The organism is Bacillus sp. JZ34, from assembly GCF_053903205.1.
On sequence record NZ_CP096403.1, the window covers coordinates 1,963,387 to 1,988,173 of the forward strand.

General features: G+C 47.2%; 27 protein-coding genes. 22 read left to right on the plus strand and 5 right to left on the minus strand.

Going from position 1 to position 24,787, the window contains the following annotated elements; translation table 11 throughout:
• The first annotated feature begins 19 nt into the window (after positions 1–19).
• The 16 genes from mgsA to M1D90_RS10020 all read left to right on the plus strand — a co-directional run bounded on the left by mgsA (position 20) and on the right by M1D90_RS10020 (position 15,096).
• Positions 20–433 (plus strand): methylglyoxal synthase, encoded by a 414-nt coding sequence (gene mgsA, locus M1D90_RS09945; protein ID WP_020451936.1) that lies wholly within the window; start codon positions 20–22, stop codon positions 431–433.
• Positions 426–1,127: a bacillithiol biosynthesis deacetylase BshB1 gene (bshB1, locus tag M1D90_RS09950; RefSeq protein ID WP_020451935.1), complete on the plus strand. Its 702-nt coding sequence runs from the start codon at positions 426–428 to the stop codon at positions 1,125–1,127. The genes mgsA and bshB1 overlap by 8 nt, the downstream gene beginning before the upstream one ends.
• On the plus strand, positions 1,127–2,308 hold the full coding sequence (gene bshA / locus M1D90_RS09955) for an N-acetyl-alpha-D-glucosaminyl L-malate synthase BshA (protein WP_095291605.1): 1,182 nt from the start codon (positions 1,127–1,129) through the stop codon (positions 2,306–2,308). The genes bshB1 and bshA overlap by 1 nt, the downstream gene beginning before the upstream one ends.
• A complete protein-coding gene (locus tag M1D90_RS09960; protein WP_050820864.1) occupies positions 2,268–3,461 on the plus strand; it encodes a CCA tRNA nucleotidyltransferase in 1,194 nt (397 codons plus the stop codon). The genes bshA and M1D90_RS09960 overlap by 41 nt, the downstream gene beginning before the upstream one ends.
• The gene (locus tag M1D90_RS09965) at positions 3,446–4,429 is read left to right on the plus strand and encodes a bifunctional biotin--[acetyl-CoA-carboxylase] synthetase/biotin operon repressor (protein ID WP_023857428.1); all 984 of its coding nucleotides are present in this window, start codon (positions 3,446–3,448) and stop codon (positions 4,427–4,429) included. The genes M1D90_RS09960 and M1D90_RS09965 overlap by 16 nt, the downstream gene beginning before the upstream one ends.
• A gap of 248 nt (positions 4,430–4,677) precedes the next feature.
• On the plus strand, positions 4,678–5,511 hold the full coding sequence (gene panB / locus M1D90_RS09970) for a 3-methyl-2-oxobutanoate hydroxymethyltransferase (protein WP_020451930.1): 834 nt from the start codon (positions 4,678–4,680) through the stop codon (positions 5,509–5,511).
• Between the two features lie 2 nt (positions 5,512–5,513).
• Positions 5,514–6,380: a pantoate--beta-alanine ligase gene (panC, locus tag M1D90_RS09975; RefSeq protein ID WP_095291607.1), complete on the plus strand. Its 867-nt coding sequence runs from the start codon at positions 5,514–5,516 to the stop codon at positions 6,378–6,380.
• A complete protein-coding gene (gene panD / locus M1D90_RS09980; RefSeq protein ID WP_003182918.1) occupies positions 6,380–6,763 on the plus strand; it encodes an aspartate 1-decarboxylase in 384 nt (127 codons plus the stop codon). The genes panC and panD overlap by 1 nt, the downstream gene beginning before the upstream one ends.
• A gap of 123 nt (positions 6,764–6,886) precedes the next feature.
• Positions 6,887–9,679 (plus strand): ATP-dependent DNA helicase DinG, encoded by a 2,793-nt coding sequence (gene dinG / locus M1D90_RS09985; protein ID WP_456283413.1) that lies wholly within the window; start codon positions 6,887–6,889, stop codon positions 9,677–9,679.
• A 152-nt stretch (positions 9,680–9,831) separates the two neighbouring features.
• Positions 9,832–10,002, plus strand: coding sequence for a YpmA family protein (locus M1D90_RS09990; RefSeq protein ID WP_003182913.1), 171 nt, complete (start codon positions 9,832–9,834; stop codon positions 10,000–10,002).
• A gap of 9 nt (positions 10,003–10,011) precedes the next feature.
• A complete protein-coding gene (gene tseB, locus M1D90_RS09995) occupies positions 10,012–10,497 on the plus strand; it encodes a cell wall elongation/penicillin-binding protein regulator TseB (RefSeq protein WP_020451926.1) in 486 nt (161 codons plus the stop codon).
• Between the two features lie 21 nt (positions 10,498–10,518).
• Positions 10,519–11,703, plus strand: a complete 1,185-nt coding sequence (locus M1D90_RS10000; RefSeq protein ID WP_023857423.1) for a pyridoxal phosphate-dependent aminotransferase — start codon at positions 10,519–10,521, stop codon at positions 11,701–11,703.
• A 148-nt stretch (positions 11,704–11,851) separates the two neighbouring features.
• Positions 11,852–13,144, plus strand: a complete 1,293-nt coding sequence (asnS, locus tag M1D90_RS10005) for an asparagine--tRNA ligase (protein ID WP_026579395.1) — start codon at positions 11,852–11,854, stop codon at positions 13,142–13,144.
• 74 nt (positions 13,145–13,218) lie between these two features.
• Positions 13,219–13,917, plus strand: coding sequence for a DnaD domain-containing protein (locus M1D90_RS10010; RefSeq protein ID WP_023857421.1), 699 nt, complete (start codon positions 13,219–13,221; stop codon positions 13,915–13,917).
• A gap of 16 nt (positions 13,918–13,933) precedes the next feature.
• Positions 13,934–14,596, plus strand: coding sequence for an endonuclease III (nth, locus tag M1D90_RS10015; protein ID WP_023857420.1), 663 nt, complete (start codon positions 13,934–13,936; stop codon positions 14,594–14,596).
• Positions 14,593–15,096 carry a YpoC family protein gene (locus tag M1D90_RS10020; protein WP_075213147.1) on the plus strand — a complete coding sequence of 168 codons (504 nt, stop codon included), beginning with the start codon at positions 14,593–14,595 and terminating at the stop codon, positions 15,094–15,096. Before nth ends, M1D90_RS10020 begins: the two co-directional genes overlap by 4 nt.
• A 20-nt stretch (positions 15,097–15,116) precedes the next feature.
• Here M1D90_RS10020 and M1D90_RS10025 read toward each other — a convergent pair whose 3' ends face one another.
• Both M1D90_RS10025 and recU read right to left on the minus strand, forming a co-directional pair.
• A complete protein-coding gene (locus M1D90_RS10025; RefSeq protein ID WP_456283415.1) occupies positions 15,117–17,786 on the minus strand; it encodes a PBP1A family penicillin-binding protein in 2,670 nt (889 codons plus the stop codon).
• Between the two features lie 57 nt (positions 17,787–17,843).
• Entirely contained in the window at positions 17,844–18,440 is a 597-nt protein-coding gene (recU, locus tag M1D90_RS10030; protein WP_003182896.1) for a Holliday junction resolvase RecU, read from the minus strand.
• Positions 18,441–18,492: 52 nt separating this feature from the next.
• On the opposite strand from recU, the gene M1D90_RS10035 reads away from it, so the two are divergent.
• Positions 18,493–19,452, plus strand: coding sequence for a DUF2515 domain-containing protein (locus M1D90_RS10035; protein ID WP_023857417.1), 960 nt, complete (start codon positions 18,493–18,495; stop codon positions 19,450–19,452).
• A gap of 31 nt (positions 19,453–19,483) precedes the next feature.
• On the opposite strand, the gene sspM is transcribed toward M1D90_RS10035, so the two are convergent.
• Entirely contained in the window at positions 19,484–19,588 is a 105-nt protein-coding gene (gene sspM / locus M1D90_RS10040; RefSeq protein ID WP_009328007.1) for an acid-soluble spore protein SspM, read from the minus strand.
• Positions 19,589–19,787: 199 nt separating this feature from the next.
• Here sspM and M1D90_RS10045 point away from each other — a divergent pair, with 199 nt between their 5' ends.
• Both M1D90_RS10045 and M1D90_RS10050 read left to right on the plus strand, forming a co-directional pair.
• On the plus strand, positions 19,788–20,015 hold the full coding sequence (locus tag M1D90_RS10045; RefSeq protein WP_035338535.1) for a YppD family protein: 228 nt from the start codon (positions 19,788–19,790) through the stop codon (positions 20,013–20,015).
• Between the two features lie 57 nt (positions 20,016–20,072).
• Entirely contained in the window at positions 20,073–20,444 is a 372-nt protein-coding gene (locus tag M1D90_RS10050) for a YppE family protein (protein WP_026579400.1), read from the plus strand.
• A 23-nt stretch (positions 20,445–20,467) separates the two neighbouring features.
• Here M1D90_RS10050 and M1D90_RS10055 read toward each other — a convergent pair whose 3' ends face one another.
• Positions 20,468–20,668 (minus strand): YppF family protein, encoded by a 201-nt coding sequence (locus M1D90_RS10055; RefSeq protein ID WP_011198064.1) that lies wholly within the window; start codon positions 20,666–20,668, stop codon positions 20,468–20,470.
• Between the two features lie 178 nt (positions 20,669–20,846).
• On the opposite strand from M1D90_RS10055, the gene M1D90_RS10060 reads away from it, so the two are divergent.
• Positions 20,847–21,293 (plus strand): YppG family protein, encoded by a 447-nt coding sequence (locus M1D90_RS10060; RefSeq protein WP_020451916.1) that lies wholly within the window; start codon positions 20,847–20,849, stop codon positions 21,291–21,293.
• An 18-nt stretch (positions 21,294–21,311) separates the two neighbouring features.
• Here the strand turns inward: M1D90_RS10060 and M1D90_RS10065 are convergent, their stop codons facing one another.
• Entirely contained in the window at positions 21,312–21,731 is a 420-nt protein-coding gene (locus M1D90_RS10065; protein WP_023857414.1) for an Hsp20/alpha crystallin family protein, read from the minus strand.
• A 172-nt stretch (positions 21,732–21,903) separates the two neighbouring features.
• On the opposite strand from M1D90_RS10065, the gene M1D90_RS10070 reads away from it, so the two are divergent.
• Both M1D90_RS10070 and M1D90_RS10075 read left to right on the plus strand, forming a co-directional pair.
• On the plus strand, positions 21,904–22,410 hold the full coding sequence (locus M1D90_RS10070) for a PTS sugar transporter subunit IIA (RefSeq protein ID WP_020451914.1): 507 nt from the start codon (positions 21,904–21,906) through the stop codon (positions 22,408–22,410).
• 132 nt (positions 22,411–22,542) lie between these two features.
• On the plus strand, positions 22,543–24,786 hold the full coding sequence (locus M1D90_RS10075) for a DEAD/DEAH box helicase (RefSeq protein WP_456283492.1): 2,244 nt from the start codon (positions 22,543–22,545) through the stop codon (positions 24,784–24,786).
• Position 24,787: the final 1 nt, after the last annotated feature.

A 24,787-nucleotide genomic window follows, 5' to 3' on the forward strand; every position in this document is an offset into this window, starting at 1 on the left:
CAAGAAGGGGGAAATCGCTTTGAAAATCGCCTTAATTGCCCATGACCGAAAAAAACAGGACATGATTCAGCTGACGACCGCTTATAAAGATATTTTAAAAAAGCACGAGCTGTTTGCGACAGGGACGACCGGTTTAAAAATCACCGAAGCGACAGGGCTGCCCGTCGTGCGTTTTCAATCGGGACCGCTTGGCGGAGACCAGCAGATCGGTGCTTTAATCGCGAAAAATGACATCGACCTTGTGATTTTTCTGAGAGACCCGCTGACGGCCCAGCCGCACGAACCTGATGTGTCAGCTCTTATCCGCTTGTCTGACGTTTATGCCATTCCGCTCGCCACCAATATGGGAACGGCGGAAATCTTGATCCGATCTGTCGAGGAAGGCGCGTTTGAATTCAGAAACATTGTCCACGGCGGGGATCGAGATGCTTGATATACTGGCTTTCGGCGCGCACAGCGATGATGTAGAAATCGGCATGGGAGGAACCATTGCCAAATATACTAAAAAAGGCTTTCAAATTGGCATCTGCGATTTAACCCAGGCTGAACTGTCTTCAAACGGAACAGTCGAAACGAGAAAAAGCGAAGCGGCGCAGGCGGCCGACATTCTCGGCGCCAGCGCGCGGATTTCCCTCACGCTGCCGGACAGGGGGCTGTTTCCCAGCCAGGAGGCGATCAGGGAAGCGGTTGCCGTCATTCGAAAACATAAGCCGAAGCTTGTCTTTGTCCCTTATCCGAAGGACCGGCATCCCGATCACGGGCACGCAGCGGAAATCGTCGAAGAAGCGGTCTTTTCCGCTGGAATACATAAATACGAAGATGCAGAAAAACAGCCGGCCCATAAAGTCCAAAACGTGTACTACTATATGATCAACGGTTTTCACAAACCCGAATTTGTCATCGACATTTCCGAAACGATCAATCAAAAAAAGGAAAGCCTTGCTGCTTATCAGAGCCAGTTCACCCGTTCCCGGCAGTCGGTTGAAACACCGCTGACGAACGGATATATTGAAACGGTCGAAGCAAGGGAAAAGCTTTTGGGAAAAGAGGTCGGCGTCGCATACGCGGAAGGGTTTTTTTCAAAGCGGACTCTTCTGTTAAACAACGATTTATTTGGGGGCGGATGATGAAACAGTTAAAAATCGGAATCACATGTTATCCGAGTGTCGGAGGATCAGGAATTATCGCTACCGAGCTCGGCAAGCTCCTTGCGGAAAAAGGACATGAAATTCATTTTATTACATCAAGTGTTCCGTACAGGCTCAATAAAGTGTATTCCAACATCTATTTTCACGAAGTCGAAGTCAATCAATATGCCGTGTTTAAGCACCCGCCGTATGATTTGGCTTTGGCCAGCAAAATGGCGGAGGTGGCGAAGCGGGAACAGCTTGATGTTCTGCATGCCCACTACGCGGTGCCTCACGCGATTTCCGCTTTTTTAGCGAAGCAAATGCTGAACGGAAACATTAAAACGGTCACAACGCTGCACGGCACAGATATAACCGTTCTCGGCTATGATCCGTCTTTAAAAGATCTGATCAAGTTTGCGATCGAGTCATCTGACCGCGTAACAGCGGTTTCTTCAGCTCTTGCCGCGCAAACGTACGATTTGATCAAACCGAACAAAAAAATTGAAACGATCTATAATTTTGTGGATGAGCGCGTGTATTTAAAAAAGCAGGAGCATCATTCGCTGAAAGAGCAGTACGGCATTGCCCCTGATGAAAAAGTGATCATCCACGTATCCAATTTCAGACAGGTGAAGCGCGTGCAGGACGTCATCCATGTCTTCAGCCGCATTGTCAAACGAATGAAGTCGAAGCTGATTCTCGTCGGCGACGGGCCGGAGATGACCGTGATCTGCCAGCTTGTCAGACAGCTCGGACTAAAAGATGATGTTCTTTTCCTGGGCAAACAGGACAGCGTAGAAGAGCTTTATGCCATCAGCGATTTAAAGCTGCTTTTGTCCGAGAAGGAAAGCTTCGGTTTAGTGCTGCTGGAGGCGATGGCCTGCGGCGTTCCGTGCATCGGCACCAATATCGGAGGGATTCCCGAGGTGATCAAAAACGGTAAATCCGGTTACTTGGTCGATGTAGGAGATATTGAAGGCGCAGCTCGTAAAGCGCTCCATTTGCTGACTGATGAAAGCCTGCAGCGCCAGTTTGCGGAAGCGGCGCTAGAAAGCATCAAGGAGCGCTTTTCTTCCAGTAAAATCATCGCGCAATATGAAGAAATTTATCAACAATTAACAGACGGGGAGTGTGAAAATGGAGGATCTCTTTTTGAAGGCTCTTCCTCTCCTTCGTGAGCTGAAAAAACACGGCCGGCAAGCCTACTTTGTAGGCGGATCTGTCAGGGATGCCCAAATGAACCGGGATATCGGTGATATTGACATCGCTACAGATGCATCCCCGGAAGAAATTGAAGCCATTTTTCCGAAAACCGTTGATGTCGGAAAGGAACACGGAACCATCATCGTCCTTTTTGAAGGAGAATCCTATGAGGTGACGACCTTTCGTGCAGAGCTTGAGTACGAGGATTACAGAAGGCCGAGCGGCGTTCAGTTTATCAAATCGCTGAAAGAAGACCTGAAGAGGCGGGACTTGACGATTAATGCTATGGCGATGGATGAACAGGGGAGACTGATCGACTATTTCGGCGGACTCCGCGACATACGGGAAAAATTGATTCAAACGGTCGGCGACCCGGCGGAGCGTTTTCACGAAGATGCGCTACGCATGCTGCGGGCGCTCCGTTTTATGAGTCAGCTCGAGTTTGAGCTTTCTCCAAATACAAAAAAAGCGATTTGCGAAAACCGTCTGCTCTTGGCTCATATTTCTACAGAGCGGAAAACGGTTGAATTCGAAAAGCTTTTAAAAGGAAAAGCGGCGGACAGGGCTTTGGAAGCGGCGGCTGAAACAGGGCTTTACAAGGAGCTTCCGGGGCTGGACGGCAAAAAGGAGCGCGTTCTGGCTGCCCGTGCTTTTCCTTTTTACCAACTTCAAAAAAGAGCGGATATATGGGCGGCTTTCATTCACATGATATCACTCGATTCCGCTGAGGCTCACCGGTTTTTAAAAGGGTGGAAGCTTCCGGGGAAAGTCATAAAACAGGCGCTCCTGACGGCTGAACGAATCGATCAAAAATGGGATGCCGTCTCGATGTATGAGGCGGGGGAAGAGACGCTGCTGTCCGCTTCCGCCATCCGCAGCTTAAGGGACAAGCAGGCAATCGATGAAAAGCGGCTGGCTGAAATCAGACAGTCGTACCGCGCGCTTCCGATTAAAAGCCTGAAAGACCTGGCGGTGTCTGGAAGCGATTTGTTGAATTTCAGAAAGAAGCCGGCCGGGAAATGGGTGTCCGATGATTTGAAACGGATTGAGCGGGCCGTGTTAAACGGGGAGCTTGCCAATCAAAAAAAAGCCATAGAGGAGTGGCTGGATTCATGCAGTCAAATTTAAGAAAGAAACTCATTCAATTGTTTACAGAGGCCGACGGCGAATTCATTTCAGGCCAGAAAATCAGCGAAGAGCTCGGATGCTCAAGGACCGCCGTTTGGAAGCATATCGAAGATCTGAGAAAATCGGGATATGAACTTGAAGCGGTCCGAAAGCTCGGCTATAAAATGATAAAAAAACCTGACAAAATCACCGAAGATGAAATCAGGCTCGGGTTAAAAACGAAAAAAATGGGACAGACCATCCATTTTCAGGATGTCGTCTCATCAACTCAAAAAATCGCCCATGAGCTAGCAAACAACGGTGCGCCGGAAGGAACGATCATCGTTGCCGACAAGCAGACCGAAGGAAGGGGAAGAATGGCGAGAGCATGGCATTCCCCAGAAGGAAACGGCATTTGGATGAGCATCATTTTAAGACCTGAAATGCCCGTGCAAAAAACGCCGCAGCTGACGCTTTTAGCCGCAGTCGCGATCGTTCAGGCAGTCGAAGAGCAAACCGGCATCGCAGCTGAAATCAAATGGCCGAACGATATTTTGATCAACCGCAAAAAAGTCGTCGGGATCTTAACCGAACTGCAGGCGGAAGCCGATCAGGTCCATTCTGTCATCGTCGGAATGGGGATCAACGTCAATCAGCTTGCTGGCGACTTTCCGGAAGAATTAAAAGAAACAGCGACAAGCCTTCGTCTCGCAAGCGGTGAAAAAATCGACAGAGCCGCTTTGATTCAAACGATAATGGCGGCATTTGAAAAAAGGTATGAAGACTATCTCGCCTACGGTTTCGAACCGATCAAGCTTTTATGGGAGAGCTACGCTTTGAGCCTGAACCGTGAATTGACGGCCAGGACGCTGAACGGAACGTTTCACGGCAAAGCGCTGGGAATAGACGAAGAAGGCGTCTTGATCCTGGAAACGAGTGACGGCATCAAAAAAATATACTCCGCCGATATCGATATAAATCCGTCATAGTTGGAAGGATCCATGCGTTTTTGGTATACTTCGGATGGGCAGTATCCTGTAGGAACTGCACCTGGAAAACATGCAACTGATAAAAAACAGTCTGCCTTGATCCAAAAAGGACTGGGACAGAGGGATGATTCTTGCCGAACACGGACGATTCGAAATCCTTCTTCTTGCCGGAAGGTTTTTTTGCTGTCCGAAAAGATGCTCATGCAAGCACGGCAGCTCATCTCCTCTGAAAAAGAGGAGGAGAAAACATGAAGACAAAGATTGATTTTCTAAAAATGAAACAAGAGGGAGAGCCGATCGTCATGCTGACGGCCTACGATTACCCGGCGGCAAAGCTTGCCGAACAGGCCGGCGTCGATATGATTCTTGTCGGCGATTCGCTCGGCATGGTTGTGCTCGGCCTTGATTCGACCGTATCTGTGACGGTCGCTGATATGATCCACCATACAAAAGCCGTAAAACGCGGGGCAAAAGATACGTTTGTGGTGACGGATATGCCGTTTATGTCTTATCACTGCTCTTTGGAAAGCGCTCTGAATAATGCCGCGGCGATCGTTCAGGAAAGCGGAGCCGATGCTTTGAAGCTTGAAGGCGGCGACGGTGTATTTGAGACGATCACGGCTTTAACACGCGGCGGAATACCTGTTGTCAGCCACTTAGGCTTGACTCCTCAATCCGTCGGTGTCTTGGGAGGCTATAAAGTTCAGGGGAAAGATGAAGAAAGCGCCCGCAAGCTGATTGAAGACAGCAGGCGCTGTGAAGAAGCAGGCGCAATTGCGCTCGTTCTCGAATGCGTCCCGGCAGCGCTCGCTGAACAGATTTCAAAGGAGCTCACGATTCCTGTCATCGGCATTGGAGCAGGCCCTGGTACAGACGGACAAGTTCTCGTTTACCACGATGTTGTCGGACACGGAGTAAGCCGGACGCCTAAATTTGTAAAACAGTATGTGCAAATCGATCAGCCGCTTGAACAAGCGCTTCGGGGATATGTTGAGGATGTCAGAAGCCGCGTGTTTCCTGAAGATGCTCATTCATTCCGTATCGATCAGCAAGTTCTTGAAGGATTATACGGAGGGAAATAAGCATGATTCAGATCCATACAGCAAAAGATATACAAAATGTAACGAAAAATTATCGCAAAGAAGGCAAAACGATCGGTTTTGTGCCGACAATGGGCTTCCTTCATGAAGGCCATATGTCGCTCGTGGAAAAAGCGCGAAAAGACAATGATATTGTCGTGATGAGCATTTTTGTCAATCCTATGCAGTTCGGTCCGGGTGAAGACTATGAAGCGTACCCGAGAGATATCGAAAGGGACCGGCAGCTTGCGGCTGACGGAGGAGTGGACATCTTGTTCACTCCTGAGCCTGAAGAAATGTACGGTCAGGAGCCGACGGTTACCGCAAGCGTGAAAAAGCGGACGGACGTCCTTTGCGGCCGTTCAAGGGAAGGTCATTTCGACGGTGTCGCAACAGTGCTCACAAAGCTGTTCAATCTCACCTTTCCGACAAGGGTTTATTTTGGCATGAAAGATGCGCAGCAGGTTGCCGTTGTCGACGGGCTGATCAACGACTTTTTCATGGATATTGAGCTGATCCCGGTTGAAACAAAACGGGAAGAAGACGGGCTTGCCAAAAGCTCAAGAAATGTCAACCTGCGAGCAGAAGAACGGCAGGAAGCACCCGCTCTCTATCAAGCCCTTCAGCGCGGCGCCGAGCTGATCCGCGATGGAGAGAGGGATGCGGAAGCTGTTAAGCGAGAGGTTCGGAGCATTCTTGAAAAAACGAGCGGTGTCATCGATTATGCGGATATTTATTCATATCCCGATCTGGAGATCAGGGAGCCATTGACTGGAAAAGTCATCATAGCGGTTGCCGTTCAGTTTTCCAAAGCCCGCTTAATTGATAATATCATCGTCGATATCCCGGCAGATCAAAAGGAGGATTTATGATGTACCGTACGTTAATGAGCGCAAAACTTCACAGAGCAAGAGTGACGGAAGCCAATTTGAACTACGTCGGCAGCGTGACAATTGATGAAGATTTGCTGGATGCCGTCGGAATGATGGCAAATGAAAAAGTGCAAATTGTGAATAATAATAACGGGGCCCGGCTGGAAACGTACATCATTCCCGGTGAAAGGGGGAGCGGCGTCGTTTGTTTAAACGGAGCTGCCGCCCGCCTTGTTCAAGTGGGAGATGTCGTCATCATCGTTTCTTATGCCATGATGTCTGAAGAGGAAGCAAAGACCCATAAGCCGAAGGTTGCCGTTTTGAACGAGAGAAACGAAATCGAGGAAATGCTGGGTCAGGAGCCCGCCCGTACCATTCTGTAGCCCCCTTGCCTTTAGGGGGCTTTCATATCGTTTAGAAAGAGTAGAAGGCGAAGCTTTTTCCCCGCATCTTTCTAAAACGTGTTACACTTTTGTCGAAGGTATCGAAATTGAGGTGTCCATTGAATGAACAATCAACGATATGTGGTCATTGATGTGGAAACGACAGGGAATTCGCCGAAAAAAGGCGACAGAATCATTCAAATTGCAGCGGTTGTGATTGAAAATGGACAAATGACCGAACGTTTCTCCAAATATGTGAATCCCAATCAGCCGATTCCCGCTTTTATCGAGCAGCTGACGGGAATTTCGAATGAAATGGTTGAAAATGAAGAGCCATTTTCGGCGATTGCCGAAGATATTTTTGAGCTGCTTCAAGACAGCTGTTTTATCGCTCATAACATTCATTTTGATCTTGCTTTTGTAAAGTATGAGCTGCAGCAGGCCGGTTTTGGCGAGCTTGAATGCAGCGTTCTCGATACGGTGGAGCTTTCGAGAATCGTTTTTCCGGGTTTTGACGGCTATAAATTGACTGAGCTGAGCGAAGAGCTTCAGATTCGCCATGAAAACCCGCACAGGGCTGACAGCGATGCAGAAGTGACCGCTTTGATCTTTTTACATATGATGGACAGACTGAAAAGGCTGCCGATTCCGGTTTTGAAATCAATCAGACGTCTATCCTGGCATTTGATCAGTGACGCGCAGGAGCTTTTTGACGGCTTGATCGCTGAAAAAGGTGCCGATGCCGAACTTGATGCCGGCTTTATGAAGGTTGGTTCCTTTGTGATCAGGACCCCTGAAGACGAGGATGAAGAGGCCGGTCATAAGAGCCGGGACCCGCAGACAGAGCCGCTTATTTGGGAAAAAGACGGCGGGCTTTCTTCATTGAACGACCGGTTTGACAAGAGAGAAGGACAGACGAAAATGATGCGGGAGGTCTGGACCGCTTTTCAAAATCATGAGCATGCTCTGATCGAAGCTGCCACTGGAATCGGAAAAACGCTCGGATATCTCGTGCCGGCTGCAATCCGCGCCAAGCAAACAGGCAAGCCGGTCGTGATCAGCACATATACGACATTGCTTCAGCAACAGATGATCAACCGTGATATCCCGCTTTTGGAAAAGATTTTTCCTTTCCCGGTCAAAGCCGCGGTTTTAAAGGGCCGCTCTCATTATTTATCCATTCGCAAGTTCAAGCATATTTTACAGGAAGATGATGACAATTATGATAGCGTCCTTGCAAAAGCGCAAATTCTCGTCTGGCTGACAGATACAGAAACGGGCGATTTATCGGAAATTAATCTTCCGTCAGGCGGAAAGCTTCTGTGGGACAGACTGGCATATGATTCGCATTCATATGCAGAAAACAGCACCCTAAGGAAACTGTGTTTTTATGAGAGAGCCAAAGCGCGGGCGCAGAAGGCTGATATGATCATTACCAATCATGCGCTTCTGTTGACTGACGAAGCCAATCAGCGAATTCATACCGGTGATGCCGATACGTTTGTTATTGATGAAGCCCATCACTTTGAACGCGCAGCGGGCGAGCAGTATGGGGCAAGAGCAGACTATGTCTTTCTCCATAAAAGGTTGATGCGGCTCGGCACCCTCAAACAAAGGGGGATTTTAAAAAAAGCCGAACGCCTCTACCGGTCAGCAGGCATTTCACCAGAATCTTTTTTCCAAATGGACGAATGGCTCGCTCAGCTTCTTGAAGAAAGCGATCTGTTCTTTACGGCTGTTCATTCTTTTGTCAAGCGGAGGAAACCAAGAAACGATCTCAACCGTCTCTTATATAAGATCGGCGAAATCGGTGAAAGCAGGGCATGGAACAGACTTGAAGAAAGCGCGAGAAGACTGTGTTCCTTGCTGTATGACATGCACCGGCTGTTTTCGGATCAAAAGAAAAGCCTCGCTGAAAAACAGGCTTCCTTCACCAGCCGCCAGGTGTTTTTGTTAGAGGAATACGATTCATGCATGGACGACCTTGAAGAATATCGAAAGACGCTCGCCCGCTTGATGTTTGACCCTGTCGAAGAAGAGGTCGTCTGGATTGAAATTGACGCGAAGGGCGCAAAAAACGCCGCGGCCATTTACGCTCAGCCGCTTGATACAAGCGAAATTCTGGCCGACCGGTTTTTCACCGAGAAAAAAAGTGTTGTGCTCACATCGGGGACGCTTGTCGTCGAGAACTCATTTGACTATATGATCAAAAAGCTCGGTTTAAGCGATTTCTATCCGAGGACCTTGCAAATCGAGGCGCCTTTTTCTTATGATAAGCATATGAACATCATGATTCCGACGGATGTCAGCCCGATTCAAAACGATCCTGAAGACTATATTCGAGATGTCACGCGTTTCGTCAAGGCGCTTGCAAAACAGAAAAACGCCAAAGTGCTCGTCCTGTTTACGTCTCATGATATGCTGCGAGATGTCTACCATGCAATAAAACAAGAGGAAGATTTTCCTTGTCAGCTCCTTGCACAGGGGATTTCCGGCGGAAGCCCCGTCAAGGTTATGAAATTGTTTAGATCGTATCCCCATGCGGTTCTTCTCGGAACGAACCATTTTTGGGAGGGCGTTGACTTTCCGGGTGACGAGCTGACGACGCTGGTCATCGCAAGGCTGCCGTTCAGGCCGCCAGACCACCCCGTTGAATCAGCCAAGTGTGACCGGGCAAAGAGAAGGGGAGAAAGCCCGTTTCAAGCGGTATCTCTGCCGGAAGCTGTCCTGGCATTCAGGCAGGGCATCGGCAGACTGCTTCGCTCGGAGAAAGACAGCGGAACGGTCGTGATTCTCGACCGCCGCATCCGAACCTCTTCCTACGGTACGGTGTTTATGAAGGCTCTGCCCCCTGCAAAAGTCATGGAGCCTACATTCCTTGAGCTTGAAGCGTACATAGCCGGGAAAAACGGCTAAAAGCCGCATAAAGCGGCTCTTAAATGGTGTGGATTAAGGTTTTATTTTTTAGGCTGTTTATTTAAACGGTTATCCCGTTGTAACAACTAGTATGGCTTTAGGCACAGAGAGTATGAATTACAATTATTGTTTCGTTCGGAGGTATTTGAAAAATGGAAAACAAAATCGAAATTTTATCTACCGTAAGCGTCGAGCATTCAGAAGACCTGTATAAAATCGTCGACCTTTTGAACCGCACGCTCAAACGCGATGATCTCATGTTCGGCCTCGCTCTCGATGAAGAAGATCAAAAACAGGCCATTTTTACGATTTATCGTACTTAGGAGCAGAAAATGGGCAAAAAAACATTAATTTTCATACTGATATTTGGTATTATCTTTTTAACAGCACTTCTTGCGGGAGCGAATGTCTACCGTACGGCTATGGATCAGAAAGAAAGCGGCCACGAGCAGGCTGCCGAAACAGCCAAGCAGGAAGCAGGCTTAAAACAAGTTGACAGCGTGGAGACGTTTGTCGGCAAAGAAAAGCAGTACATTGTCACAGGGACGGACAAAAAAGGCGGCAAAATGTATGTTTGGGTGCCTGCTGACAAAAAGCAGAAAACGATTTACAAAAAAGCGGCAGACGGCATTACCGGCCGCCAGGCTTCAAAAGCGGTTCAGGATGAAGGCCTTGTGTCTGAGCTTAAAGAGGTGCACCTTGCAAGGGAAGGCAATGTTCTATTGTGGGAAGTTACATACTTAAATAAAGATGGGCAGTACAGTTTAAGCTATGTGGACTTTATAAACGGAAAAATTCACAAAAATATTACGCCTTAGACGAAACAGGGGGAAATCGAGTTGAATCTAGCTAAAAGAGTATCAGCGTTAACACCATCTGCAACACTGGCAATCACTGCAAAAGCAAAAGATTTAAAAGCGGCAGGGCACGACGTCATCGGTCTTGGGGCGGGTGAACCGGATTTTAATACGCCTGAGCACATCATTGAGGCGGCTGTCCGTTCGATGAATGAAGGACATACCAAATACACGCCTTCCGGAGGTCTTGCGGCGCTGAAAGACAGCATCCGCGAAAAATTCAAGCGCGATCAGGGAATCGAGTACCGCCAATCTGAAGTTATCGTGTGCACAGGTGCAAAGCATGCTCTTTACACCCTATTTCAAGTGCTCCTCGACGAAGGGGACGAAGTGATTATTCCGACTCCGTACTGGGTCAGCTATCCTGAACAAGTCAAGCTTGCAGGCGGCAAACCGGTATTTGTGGAAGGCCTTGAGGAAAACAGCTTCAAAATTTCTCCGGAGCAGCTTGAAAAAGCCGTCACGGAAAAAACGAAGGCTGTGATCATCAATTCCCCAAGCAATCCGACAGGCATGATGTATACGGAAGAAGAGCTGAAAGCGCTCGGTGAAGTATGCCTTCGCCGCAACATTCTAATCGTATCTGATGAAATATATGAAAAGCTGATTTACGGCGGAAAAAAACATGTATCCATCGCACAGCTTTCTCCAGAACTTAAAAATCAAACCGTAATCATCAACGGGGTTTCCAAGTCACACAGCATGACCGGCTGGAGAATCGGGTATGCGGCAGGCAGCGAACCGATCATTAAAGCGATGACGAACCTTGCCAGCCACAGCACGTCAAATCCGACATCTGTCGCACAATACGGAGCCATTGCCGCTTACAATGGACCAAACGAGCCTGTTGAAGAGATGAGAAAAGCTTTTGAAGACCGGCTGAACAAGGTGTATGAACTGCTTGTTGACATTCCGGGATTGACATGCCTGAAGCCTGAAGGGGCCTTCTACTTGTTCCCGAATGCAAAAAAAGCGGCAGAATCGTGCGGCTTTTCAAGCGTTGATGAATTCGCCGAAGCGCTTTTGGAAGAAGAAAAAGTTGCGATCGTTCCCGGTTCAGGGTTCGGCGCACCGGACAACATCCGTCTGTCGTATGCGACATCCCTGTCACTTTTGGAAGAAGCGGTCGCACGGATTCGCCGCTTTGTCGTGAATCGCAGCCGCTAGAAGCAGAAAGCGTCCGCAGCTGGACGCTTTTTGCATGCACGCAAGCTGCATTGACCTGATCGAATCAAAAAAGGTATAATATACGTTATGGACGTCAGAAAGAATGAGGGCTTGACCGAATTCTTTCGTGTTTTGGAGGGAAACGATAGTGAAAACAACAATAAACCAAGTGTACAAGCATGTTGGTGAAGAAGTAACAATCGGCGCTTGGATCGCCAACAAACGCTCAAGCGGCAAAATTGCGTTTTTGCAGCTTAGAGACGGGACAGGCTTTATCCAAGGAGTCGTCGTCAAAGCGGAAGTGGACGAAGAAACATTTCAAGCCGCTAAATCTGTCACACAGGAAACATCTTTATATGTAAAAGGCGTCGTCAAAAAAGACGAGCGTTCGCCACTCGGCTACGAGCTTGCAGTCACATCGCTTGAAGTCATCCATGAAGCGACAGATTATCCGATTACGCCAAAAGAACACGGAACAGAATTTTTGATGGATCACAGACATTTGTGGCTCCGATCAAAACGGCAGCATGCAACGATGAAAATCCGCAATGAAATCATTCGCGCTACATACGAATTTTTCAATAAGGAAGGCTTTGTTAAAGTCGATCCTCCGATTTTGACGGGAAGCGCACCTGAAGGAACGACAGAGCTTTTTGCGACAAAGTATTTTGACGAAGATGCCTACCTTTCGCAAAGCGGCCAGCTTTACATGGAAGCAGCTGCAATGGCTTTAGGAAAAGTCTTTTCATTCGGGCCGACTTTCAGAGCTGAGAAATCAAAAACGAAGCGCCATCTGATTGAATTCTGGATGATCGAACCGGAAATGGCGTTTGTCGAATTCAATGAAAACCTTGAAGTTCAAGAGAACTATGTCTCTTTCATCATTCAAAGCGTGCTTGAAAACTGCAAAATTGAACTGAATACGCTCGGCAGAGACACTTCCAAACTGGAGCTTATCAAAGCGCCTTTTCCAAGAATCACGTATGATGAAGCGATTCAGTTCTTAAAAGAGAAAGGCTTTGACGATATTGAATGGGGCGATGACTTCGGCGCTCCTCACGAAACGGCGATTGCCGAAAGCTATGACAAACCGGTATTTATTACACACTATCCGACATCATTAAAGCCGTTTTATATGCAGCCTGCACCTGACAGGGACGATGTCGTACTGTGCGCTGACTTGATTGCGCCTGAAGGCTACGGTGAGATTATCGGCGGATCTGAACGGATCCATGATCTTGAGCTTCTCGAAGCGCGCCTGAAAGAGCATGGTTTAGAATCGGATGCTTATCAATGGTATGCAGAGCTGAGAAAATACGGCTCAGTTCCGCATTCAGGATTCGGACTCGGACTCGAACGGACGGTTGCCTGGATCTGCGGTTCTCCGCACGTCCGCGAAACGATTCCGTTCCCAAGACTATTAAATCGCTTATATCCTTAAGAAAAAAGTCTCCTGATTGCAGGAGACTTTTTCACAGTCATCCATGATATACTGGAAGGTAAGAGGTGTATCGAATGAAAAAACAGCACTTTATTAAGATGCAGGAGATGGGATCTGTCACCATTCCGAATCTGCTTTTTTTGAACTATCGGGAGCTTGGCTTAAATGAGACAGAATTCATGCTGCTCTTAAACATTAAAATGCATGTTGAAAGAGGTTCATTTTTTCCGACGCCGGAGGAATTAAGCAAGACGATGTCGATTGAAACCGAACAATGTATGAACATGCTGAGAATGTTCATTCAAAAAGGCTTCATCTATATAGAAGAATGCGAAGACCAGAACGGCATTAAGTTTGAAAAGTATTCGCTCGAACCTCTCTGGGGCAAGCTGTTTGAGCATCTTGAAATGGACGAGCAGAAGAAACTCGCTGAACAGAATGAAGGCGAAGAGAAGAGCCTTTATACGATCTTTGAAGAGGAATTTGCGCGGCCGCTGTCTCCGCTTGAATGCGAGACGCTCAGCATCTGGCTTGACCAGGATCATCACGATGCACAGCTGATCAAACAAGCTCTCAAAGAAGCCGTCATATCAGGAAAACTCAATTTCCGCTACATTGACCGGATTTTGTTTGAGTGGAAGAAAAACGGCATTTCAACAGTCGAACAAGCCGCAAACTACAGCCAAAGATTCAGGCGGAAGACCGCACCGCGGCAGAGTGAGCAAAAGGAGTATACAAGACAGGTTCCTTTTTACAATTGGCTTGAACAATAAAGTGAAAGGTGAAGACATGCTGACAAAAAAACAGATCGAGTTTTGTTTAGAAACAATCGGTGAAATGTTTCCGGATGCTGAATGCGAATTAGTCCATGACAATCCGTTTGAACTTGTCATCGCCGTCGCTTTATCGGCCCAATGCACAGATGCGCTTGTCAATAAAGTGACGAAAACGCTTTTCAAAAAATATAAAAAGCCTGAAGATTATCTTGCTGTTCCGCTTGAAGAGCTGCAGCAGGACATCAAATCGATCGGCTTATACCGGAATAAAGCAAAAAATATTCAAAAGCTCTGCAAAATGCTGCTGGAAGAATACGGCGGTGAAGTGCCGAAAGACCGGGATGAGCTGGTGAAACTTCCGGGCGTCGGGAGAAAAACCGCCAATGTCGTCGTTTCGGTTGCATTCGGTGTTCCCGCCATTGCCGTCGACACCCACGTGGAAAGGGTCTCAAAAAGGCTCGGCATTTGCAGATGGAAGGATTCGGTCACGGAAGTCGAAAAGACGCTGATGAAAAAAGTGCCTGAATCAGAGTGGTCCGTTACTCATCACCGCCTGATCTTTTTCGGACGCTATCACTGCAAGGCGCAAAGGCCGAAATGTGAAGAATGCCCGTTGTTTTCTCTGTGCAGGGAAGGGCAAAAACGATATAAAAAAGGGCTGGTGAAGCTGCCGTGACAAGCGTTTCTCTGTTGGACGAATACGAAAAAACGCTGCGTAAGAGAAGACCGGAATCCGGCGAAAAGCTTGACGTTCTTTTGGAAAATCCGCTCTGCTGCGATTTTTTTCTGGACATAGAAGAGGACAAGCCGTGGGAGCATGCGGAAGAATGGGTTCCGCTTCTGTTTGCGGCTTGGGAGCGTACAAAAGAAAAGCTTCTGCCCGTCTTTAAAACGAGAAAGTCAAGGTGCAGCCAGGATGATATGCTGAACGGGGTGTGCTGCTTGATCGCAAGCCTCCACTGGACGATGGGGGAGCCTGTCACAAGTCTCAACTGGGAGGCTATCACCCGTAAGGATTTTGGAGCTAAGCCGATGAACTGGACGGAACGCCTCGAGTTTATCCTCCAGAAACCAACGCAGTATCATTGTTTTATTCAGCTTGACGAATTGTTTACGGAAATGAAAAAGCAATTTTATAAATATGTTACCATCAATCATAAAAAAGCCACTCACTAAACTGTGAGTGGCTTTTTAGATTAATGGGTTCCGGTTGATTGACCATTGGAATTTGTTTGTTGATCATCTGTGTTGCTGTCTTGATCCGGGTTTTTGTTTTTGTCTTTATTCTGATCTTTGTTTTGATCATCGGCGTCATCATCTTTTCTGCCGTCTGTATTTCCCGGATTTTGATTGTTTTGATCTGGATTGCCTGAATTTTGATCATCCGGCTGATTAGAGTTGCCGTTATTTTGTTTGTCTTTGTCCTGATCATCATCAGCATCCTGCTTCTTCTCGTCATCCTCGTCTTTCTTTTCATCGTCCGCTTTTGACTCATCATCTTCAGCCGCGTTGACTTTAAGCGTCACAGAAGCAGGGTCGCTTTCGCCATCTTCAGTAACGGCCGTGACTTGGAATTTGTAGACGGATCCTTCTTTTGCATTCGGTATGACAGCTTCTTTCGCACTGCTGTTTTGAATTTCGCTGTATCCGCCTCCGTCAACAGACTGTTTGACTTTAAAGGATACATCACCGTCTCCGGAATATGACCATGAAAGCTTGATGCTCTTTGATGCTTCTTCATATTCTGCGCTCAAACCGGTCGGCTTGTCGGCATCTTCTTTTTCCTCATATTTTTTCGAAACAGTCGTCGGCTGTGTGCCTTTTACAAAGTACTCAGTGACTTTTTTATCGCTAGGCGTGTTGCTGCTGGCGAGCACCGGCGGGTTCGAGCCTTTTAGAACGGTCGCTTCAACGACGCTGTCAGGCTTTTCAAATGAGCCGCTGCCGTTGTCCACCTTGGCAATCAGTTTTTTGAACAGAAGTTTGGCGACTTGCTGTTCGTTCGCGCTCAGCGAATTAAAGCCTTCTTTACCGGTCCAGACCGCTGCCGTATATTGCGGCGTATAGCCGACGAACCATGAATCCCTCGCTCCATTTCGACTTATGCCGTGTTTTCTAATGTCGTCCTCGGTAAAGTTCGTCGTACCCGTTTTACCTGCTACAGTAACGCCATTGACTTGGGCGGCTGTTCCTGTTCCTCGCTGAACAGCGCTTTTCAGCATATCCGTTATCATAAATGCGGTATAATCGCTCATGGCTGCCTTTGATTCAGGCGTCAAATCAAGCTTTGTGCCGTCATTGAATTCCACCGCTGTAACAGTATGAGGCTCATTGTAGTAGCCGTTGTTGCCGAATGCGCTGTACGCTCCGGCCATTTGCAGAGGCGACACACCGTTTCCGAAGCCGCCGATTGCGTAAGCTTCCACTAAATCATCTGAATTTATGTTAAGACCAAGGTTGCCTGCGAATTTTACAATATTGTCTTTTCCGGCTGCCTGGAACGCTTTTAAAGCTGGAACGTTCCGAGAATCGACAAGTGCCTCTCTCATCGATATCCAGCCCCTGTGTCTTCTGTCATAGTTGTTAATCGGATCTCCGGTTGAATACGTGTATGCTTCATCGTTAATCTGTTCATACGTCGACCATTTCTTGTTCTCAATGACTGGGCCGTAGTCAAGGATTGGCTTAATCGTTGAACCAGGTTGACGTTTCGTATCTACTGCATAGTTAAAGTCGCCTGCTTTCCGGTCGCGTCCGCCGCCGAGTGCGCGGATTTCTCCGGTCTTCGTATCAAGCAAGGTGAGGCCGGCCTGCATTTTTTCGGTATACTGGATCGAATCGCCGTCCATCAGCTCATCCACATAATCCTGTGCGTCTGTATCAATCGTCGTGTAAATCTTCAGTCCGTCCGTTCCCGGAGTGACGTTCGCTTTTTCTTTCACTTCGGCGACGGCCTGCTCGATAAACGCACTGTATTTGTTGGACGTTGTTTTTGCGTACTCCTTCGGAGAGACAAGGCCTTTTGTGACGGCTACTTTTTTCGCTTTGTTGTACTCTGCGTCAGAGATAAAGCCGTGTTTATTCATCAGACTCAGCACGACATTGCGCCGTTTCTCGGCTTTTTCCGGATGTTTAATCGGGTTGTAGTTATTCGGGCTTTGCGGCATGCCGGCAAGCGTTGCGGCCTGCTCGACCGTTAAGTCGTTTAGATCTGTCACCCCGTAGAACTGTTCAGCCGCTTTTCCGACACCATAGGCTTGCGGCGAGAAGTAAATCCGGTTTAAATACATTTCCAGAATTTCGTCTTTTGAATATTTTCTTTCGAGCTGGAACGACAGCCAGACTTCCTGGACTTTCCGTTTCAGCGTTTTTTCATGTGACAGAAGTGAGTTTTTGACGACCTGCTGTGTGATCGTACTTCCGCCTTCAGAACCGAATCCGCCTTCGAAGTTTGCCAGAAGCGCTCCTCCGATCCGGATCGGGTCGACGCCGTGGTGGTCATAGAAACGCGCGTCTTCCGTTGCAAGAAATGCGTTTTTGACGGAATCAGGGATGTCTTTAATCGACACGTACGTCCGCTTTTCTGAACCAATTTCGGCGATTTCTTTTCCGTTTTTGTCATAGACGGTGGAAGAGTACGGTGTTTTCAGTTTTGCGTCATCAAGGGACGGCGAGTCCGCTACCATCACCGCAAAAGTGACGCCCCCGGCAATCAAGCCGATAACACCAATGATTAAAATGGATAAAAGAATTTTCTTAAACAATCCTGCTTTTTTCTTTTTCTTGGGTTTAGAATGAGTATTAGACCTGCTATTGCCCTGCTGGGCTTTTCGCCGTTCCTGGCGGCTGTTAAATTGATCTGACATAACATCTCAACCTTTCGTAGTTAAACCTTTCCGCTCACATGACTTTAAAATCATAATTTATGATGGCGAAAAATACAACTGATCAATAATCTTAATATAATCAATTCTTGGCGAGTATCCAAGTGAAATAGGGTGAGCGGCTTCCTGAAGCTCGTCTTTTCGGATCGATTTTCTGCCGTTTTGCTTTTTCCGCTCCCAGAAATAAAATAATTTTTCTGCTTCCAAAAAATAAATTTCTTCAAAAGCGGATATGATAACAAAACAAATGCCGTCTTGCGCCACAACCTGCTTCATATGCTCGATCTGATGATCGTGGAAATTTTGAAGCGGGAAAGAGGTCCGGCTCTTCGTTTCTTTCGCTTCAAAATCGATGTAGCGGCCTTTATAAACCCCATTATAATCAGTAGTTGACGACTGCTTGAAATATGCTTCCTTGATCACCGCAGCGCTTCGCTTCGGATAATCGACCTGAACAATCTGTACAGGAGTCGGTTTTTTATGGATGACCGCAATCGAATGAGATTGATAATACATATTCGTTTCATTCAGGTCATCTTCGAGGGTCATGCCGCGATTGGAATACGACGGCTTCTTTTGCAAGGATGAGGCAGCTGTTTTCGGCTGATACGATTTGCCGTTCGGGTAACGAATCACTTTCTTCATCCTCCTTTTACAAAAATCTGGATACTAACGGAAGTGGCTGATCTTGCACAACACTTTTTCCGCGGCGGAGCTGACGAGCCGCATTCAAGAGCTGACCGCAAAACTGAACAAGGACAATATCTCACGGACAAATGCCTACAAACGCTACTTTGACCGCCATCCTGAAATCAAGTGGTCGTTTTTGGCTTCATTTGTTTCCAGGAATGCCGGCTGGTCGATGACCGATTTAAAAGGGCGTTTATTCGAGCTCGGACTTACGGCCTTTCAGCAGAACTGGCTGTTTTTAACGTATGAAAGAGCGAACTGGCTGATTTTTTCGGACGCCTATCCGCAGCTCCTGTTATACCATTGGTCCAAGCAGCTTGGCCAGCCGCTGTTTCATTTGCTCTCCTCATTTGGTGTGTCTTCATTTATGAAAACGGAGTGGGAGCGGTTCTGGCATGAGCGCGATCAAAAGCGGCTCATGTATGCTCTCATTATAAATGAACAAAACACTATCCAAACTCCTATTATACAAAATCCTTTGTTTAAAAAGAATGTTTTTCAGACGATTCCTTTTCAGCTATGTGAATGGTTTCACTTCAACACAGTCATTTTTCCGACGGTAGAAGGCGTTTTTTACGGCGTGTCTGTCAAACGCTTCACTAGTTTAAAGGAAAGGATCAAGCTCGGCAAGCAATTAAGCGAGCTGCTGTTTTCGCCTGAGCTTTTCCCCGGTTTTTTTCACTTTACATCATGTGTTCCGCATACCGGGTCGCGCTTTGATATGGAACGCTGGGCAGGGGTTAAAATCAGAACCTCGCCATTTTTGAGAACGTGTTATCCCGTTGTTGCCCATTCATTAGACGGATTAAAATCCGATTGGTTTCGCGGAGGAAAGAGAGAGGCGATGTTCAAAGATGAAAAACTGCCGAAAACGATCGAAATCACCGATTGGTATTTTCAAAAAAGAAGGCAGCTGCAGGCATTGTTTTCACTGGAGCATTGGCTGAATAAGAGGTAAAACAGAAAAAAGCAAGGGTTCTCCTTGCTTTTTAAGTGGACGGGCGGTTAGGTCCGCCTAATTTTTTATCCAGTGTGTCTGTTTGTTTAGCATCAGGTTTTGTTTTCGCAGGTGATTTCTTTTTGTTGTTTTCCACAGCGGGCACCTCCTTACCTTTTTAGATTTTGCAAAAAAGCGCTGATCATACCATTTTTCGCAAGATCACTTGTCGAAAGCGGCGCGTTTGGCTGGAAAATGAGTTTCTTTGGCGGTTTGCTTCTAGTTTTGTCAGCTGCGGAGGAGAGGGGGCGCATAGGGGAGAATGCATAGAAGGCGATCAAAAAGGAGGGAAGCAAATGAACGGATTTGCAAGCAAAGACTCGGTCCTTCAAATGCTTTTGGAAACGGAATCAGACATGTCGTCTGCTGAGAAAGCTTTGACAGAAGCCGTACGCCGGGCGGAGCATGAAAAGCGGGCTGGCTGGAACGAACGGCTCGATCTGATTGAAAAAGAACTGGCAGAGCTCTCAGCTTGTTTAAACAGCACGTTAATGGGAGTGGAGCCAAGAGGAGAGACGGCATAAGCCGGATTCGTTGTAACGGTCGTCTTCCTTTGGTACGATAAACCCGAGGTGAAAAAATTGGATACACAATCTCTTCTTGTACAGACACGGGAATTAATCCGCCTCGTAAAAGAAGCGGAAGAACGATACAGTAAGGGAAAAGAGGAAGGGACGGAATACGATTTTTTCGAGGTTGTCAAACCTTCTGTCGAGAGATTCGAACAAACAGTGAAAAGCTGGCTGGCGGAAAGCCTGCCTTATATCAAGGCGAATCGGCCAAAATACATTTATGAAGAGCAGCTCAGCTCGGTTGAGGAAAATGCAAATGAAATTTTCATGCAGTCCTATTTCTGCAAAATCCATAAAAAACGCTTTAAAGATCTGACGGAGTCCGTCCTCTATACGCTGAAAAACGTAGAAGACGATATATTAAAAGAAGACCGGGATTAGAACCCGGTCTTCTTTTTGTTTGTTTAGCTGGCGTCCGTATTCATATCATAAGCAGGGTGCTGTGCGCCATTCGCTTCAAGAACTTTCATACTTGTGCGAAATTCGTTTAATGTCAGATGTCCCTGGATATACAAAAACTTGGCAAAATCCATCAGTTTGTTCATGCAGTCTGTCTCATACTGTTTCATCTCGGCAAAACAATTTCTTAAGTATGATACGTTCATATGGTGCATCCCCTCTCCTTTATATTAATAATATCGTACCATAACAATTCGACTTTTTTCTGTTTTTCAAATATTAAAATTTTCGACACTTTTTGACAAACTTGTGACAGAACCTTTGGAACAGGAAATGCCTTTATATCATACACATATAAAAAAGGGCTTTAGGAGGAGAGGAAAGATGGAAGAGAGGAGAACCGCCGTATATCCTTATTCCGGCCCCGGTGCATATGTTCAAGCCGATCAGCAAAACCATCATGCCTATCATCCCGTTCAGCCGTACTACAGCCAGGAAACCGTCCCGTACGCTCATCCAGCTCAGCGGCCGCAGGCCTATCAGCAGCCGATCGAGCAGAATGTGGACCCGTTTTCAGTCTATCATCAGCCTGTTCAGCAGCAAATGCAGCCGCCGCTTCCGCCGTTTCAGGCATTTCCTTATCAGCATCCATATCCCTCGCCGCGGCCGAATCTCCACCAGCCATCACAGTTTCAAAGCTTTCTGTCGCAATTCAAAAAAAAGAACGGGCAGTTTGATTTCAGCAAAATGATGGACACCGCTGGCCAGATGGTGAGCACGGTCAACCAGGTCGGAGCGCTGGCCAAAGGGTTTATGGGATTCTTCAAATAAAAAAAGCATGGATGAAGGTCATTCATGCTTTTTTTGCTCCGGAAATGAGACCGTGAGGATATTTTGGTTCCACGACGTCTTCATTGTTTCTTCGCGGACGGGATATGGGAGCAAAACGGTTCTGGACAGGCTTGTAAACGATGAAGAACCGCCGCTTTCTTTTTTCTCCTTCAAGGCGACATGAAGATACCTCGATTTCGCTTCAATCATGATATCTCCGTTTTGAAACGATTCAGGAACGGCAATGTCGACGTGAAGCGCCTCATTCTCCTCTCTGATGTTCATGGAAATGGTGGAATTCTGAAGCTGGTCTGATATCAGTTTTTGGAATGAATTTAAAATATCGTGGAAAGGTGAATTGTAAAATAACTGTTCAACCGCTTCTTGAATTTCATCTTTCTTGCTGAGCGAGTGATTGTCGTTTTCCTTGAAATCCATTCTTCATCACCCCGGTTTTTTATTTTCAGCTTATGCAGGGGCTCTTGGTATGGTTATTCATTGATGGGAATTTGAAAGTGTGGTTAAATAGTGGGGAATCCAAAGATTTATTTAACCTGTTCCTCTTTTAATAGCCATCATAAAGAGGCGTTTTGAAAGGAGCCCAACTGTATTGCTGAAAAAATTATTCGGTATTGGTCAGAAACAAAATGAAATGAAAGAAGAAACCGTTTTTTCACCGGTTGACGGACAAGTTTTGGAACTTTCAAAAGTCCCTGACCCCGTTTTCTCCCAAAAGATGATGGGTGACGGAATGGCTGTCGAGCCTTCCGCAGGCGAGATCGTCTCACCTGTCGACGGGGAAGTGATCCAGCTGTTCCATACAAAACATGCCATCGGCATCCGTTCACTGTCCGGCGTGGAACTCTTGATTCATATCGGTCTGGAAACCGTAGCGATGGAAGGTGAAGGTTTCACAGCCCATGTCAAAGAAGGAGACAAAGTAAAAGTCGGCGATCCTTTGATAACGTGCGATTTGGAACTGATCAAGGAAAAAGCGAGCAGCACCATTACGCCGATCGTCATTATGAACGGCGATGTGTTGGAGCGCGTCACAAAACATGAAGAGGCAAAGGCGAAAAAAAGCGAGACAAAGCTCATGGAGCTTAAAGTTAAGTAACAGCAAAAAAGCAGAGAGCGATTCTCTGCTTTTTCATTTTCTCAGGAAATCACCTCTTTCAGAACGAACGGACATTCGCTAAAATAGAAGGGAGAGGTGACAGCGTTGTTTCAAAAACGAAATTTGACAGATATGATTCAGCTTCTGAAAGAAGACCAAGCTTTCAGCAAGCAAATTGTTCATTGGCATACAATTGAGGAAAAAGAAGCGGATTACCGCGATTTTCCTGAAGGTTTAGATAAAAGAATCGTGCATGCTTTACAGCAGAGAGGGATAGAAAAGCTGTATTCCCATCAGGCTGACGCGTTTCTGCACAGCGCCGCCGGCAAAAACGTGACACTTGTGACGCCGACGGCATCCGGGAAGACGCTTTGCTACAATCTGCCCGTCATTCAGAGGATCACAGAAGACCAGGATGCGCGCAGCTTATATCTTTTTCCGACAAAGGCATTGTCGCAGGACCAAAAAAGTGAACTGAACGAATTAATCGATGAAATCGGTGCGTCGATCAACTGTTATACATATGACGGAGATACGTCGCCTTCGATCAGGCAGAAAGTCAGAAAAGCAGGACATATCGTCATTACAAACCCGGATATGCTGCATTCGGCGATCTTGCCCCACCATACAAAATGGGTGTCATTGTTTGAAAATCTGAAATATATTGTCATCGATGAGCTTCACGTATACAGGGGAGTCTTTGGCAGCCATGTAGCCAATGTCATCAGACGGCTGATGCGGATCGCTGAATTTTACGGAAGCAAGCCGCAGTTTATCTGTACATCCGCGACGATCGCCAATCCATTGGAGCTCGCTGAGACGCTCACAGGGCAGCCGATGCATCTGATTTCAAACAACGGCGCCCCGTCGGGAAGAAAGCACTTTTTATTTTACAACCCGCCGATGGTCAACCGTTCGCTTAACATCAGGAAAAGCGCGACCCTTGAAGTGAGAAAGCTCGCATCCGAATTTCTGAAAAACGGTATTCAGACGATTGTGTTTGCAAGAAGCAGAGTCCGGGTTGAAATTATATTGACATACTTGCAGGAAGTGATGAAACCGATTGTCGGCCCTCATTCGATTCAGGGGTACAGGGGCGGCTATCTGCCGAACGAGCGGCGCGTCATTGAAAAAGGCCTTCGCAGCGGGGACATTAAAGGCGTTGTCAGCACGAATGCGCTTGAGCTGGGCGTTGATATCGGACAGCTGCAGACATGCATCATGACCGGATATCCGGGAACGATCTCGAGCGCCTGGCAGCAGGCCGGCCGTGCTGGAAGAAGGCACAACGAAGCGCTGATTGTCATGGTGGCAAGTTCCGCCCCGCTCGATCAGTACATTGTACAGAATCCGGACTATTTCTTTAAACAAAATCCCGAGACTGCCGTCATTAATCCGGATAACCTGGTCATTCTTGTCGATCATATTAAATGCGCAGCCTTTGAACTGCCTTTCAAAAGAACGGACACATTCGGCGGTGCCGAAATCGAGGATATTCTTGACTACTTGGCAGAAGAAAGAGTCCTCCACTTAACCGGGAACACGTATCACTGGATGAATGACGCTTTTCCGGCGCACGGCATCAGCTTGAGGTCGGCTTCTCAGGAAAATGTTGTCATTATTGATCAGTCAAAGCGCGAGAAGGCGAAAGTGATCGGGGAAATGGACAGGTTCAGCGCCATGACGCTTCTGCACGATGAAGCCATTTATTTGCATCAAGGCATCCAATACCAGGTGGAAAAGCTTGACTGGGAGGAGAAAAAGGCGTTTGTCCGCGAGGTTCAAGTTGATTACTATACGGATGCTAATCTCGCCGTCCTATTGAGAGTTCTCGAAGTTGACAAGGAGAAAAAGACAGAAACCGCAGCGTTCGGTTTTGGGGATGTGACCGTTCAGGCGAAAGCGACGATTTTTAAGAAAATAAAATTTGAGACGCATGAAAATATCGGCTCAGGCCCGATTCATCTGCCTGAAGAGGAACTGCATACCAATGCGGCTTGGGTGCAGGTGAACGATGAGGAGCGGCAAAATTGGAACGACATCAAATTGGAAGAAGCTTTGCTTGGGACTGCAAACGTCCTGGGACATGTCGCCGCCTTAAAAGTGATGTGCGATCCGTCTGATCTGCACGTTTTTCCGCAAATTAAAGCCGTTCATAACGAAAAGCCGACGATCTTTTTGTATGATCGCTATCCCGGCGGAGTGGGGCTGTCTCAGAAAGTGTATGAACAAATGCCTGAGATCATCAGTGAAGCGCATCGGCTGATTTCAAGATGTCCGTGTGAGTCAGGATGCCCTTCCTGCATAGGAGCGGGCGGCAGCGGCGATCAGACAAAAAACAATGCGCTGCGCCTTTTAAAAGGCTGGAAAGGTTGAG

Bases quoted from the DNA above. Each gene is read 5' to 3' on its own strand.
- M1D90_RS09990 (WP_003182913.1), top strand. From the start codon at position 9,832: ATGGAAAACAAAATCGAAATTTTATCTACCGTAAGCGTCGAGCATTCA.
- M1D90_RS09965 (WP_023857428.1), top strand. From the start codon at position 3,446: ATGCAGTCAAATTTAAGAAAGAAACTCATTCAATTGTTTACAGAGGCC.
- M1D90_RS10055 (WP_011198064.1), bottom strand. From the start codon at position 20,668: ATGAACGTATCATACTTAAGAAATTGTTTTGCCGAGATGAAACAGTAT.
- M1D90_RS10010 (WP_023857421.1), top strand. From the start codon at position 13,219: ATGAAAAAACAGCACTTTATTAAGATGCAGGAGATGGGATCTGTCACC.
- M1D90_RS10075 (WP_456283492.1), top strand. From the start codon at position 22,543: ATGATTCAGCTTCTGAAAGAAGACCAAGCTTTCAGCAAGCAAATTGTT.
- nth (WP_023857420.1), top strand. From the start codon at position 13,934: ATGCTGACAAAAAAACAGATCGAGTTTTGTTTAGAAACAATCGGTGAA.
- bshA (WP_095291605.1), top strand. From the start codon at position 1,127: ATGAAACAGTTAAAAATCGGAATCACATGTTATCCGAGTGTCGGAGGA.
- M1D90_RS10025 (WP_456283415.1), bottom strand. From the start codon at position 17,786: ATGTCAGATCAATTTAACAGCCGCCAGGAACGGCGAAAAGCCCAGCAG.
- M1D90_RS09960 (WP_050820864.1), top strand. From the start codon at position 2,268: ATGGAGGATCTCTTTTTGAAGGCTCTTCCTCTCCTTCGTGAGCTGAAA.
- panB (WP_020451930.1), top strand. From the start codon at position 4,678: ATGAAGACAAAGATTGATTTTCTAAAAATGAAACAAGAGGGAGAGCCG.
- M1D90_RS10060 (WP_020451916.1), top strand. From the start codon at position 20,847: ATGGAAGAGAGGAGAACCGCCGTATATCCTTATTCCGGCCCCGGTGCA.
- panC (WP_095291607.1), top strand. From the start codon at position 5,514: ATGATTCAGATCCATACAGCAAAAGATATACAAAATGTAACGAAAAAT.
- bshB1 (WP_020451935.1), top strand. From the start codon at position 426: ATGCTTGATATACTGGCTTTCGGCGCGCACAGCGATGATGTAGAAATC.
- panD (WP_003182918.1), top strand. From the start codon at position 6,380: ATGTACCGTACGTTAATGAGCGCAAAACTTCACAGAGCAAGAGTGACG.
- dinG (WP_456283413.1), top strand. From the start codon at position 6,887: ATGAACAATCAACGATATGTGGTCATTGATGTGGAAACGACAGGGAAT.
- tseB (WP_020451926.1), top strand. From the start codon at position 10,012: ATGGGCAAAAAAACATTAATTTTCATACTGATATTTGGTATTATCTTT.
- M1D90_RS10065 (WP_023857414.1), bottom strand. From the start codon at position 21,731: ATGGATTTCAAGGAAAACGACAATCACTCGCTCAGCAAGAAAGATGAA.
- M1D90_RS10045 (WP_035338535.1), top strand. From the start codon at position 19,788: ATGAACGGATTTGCAAGCAAAGACTCGGTCCTTCAAATGCTTTTGGAA.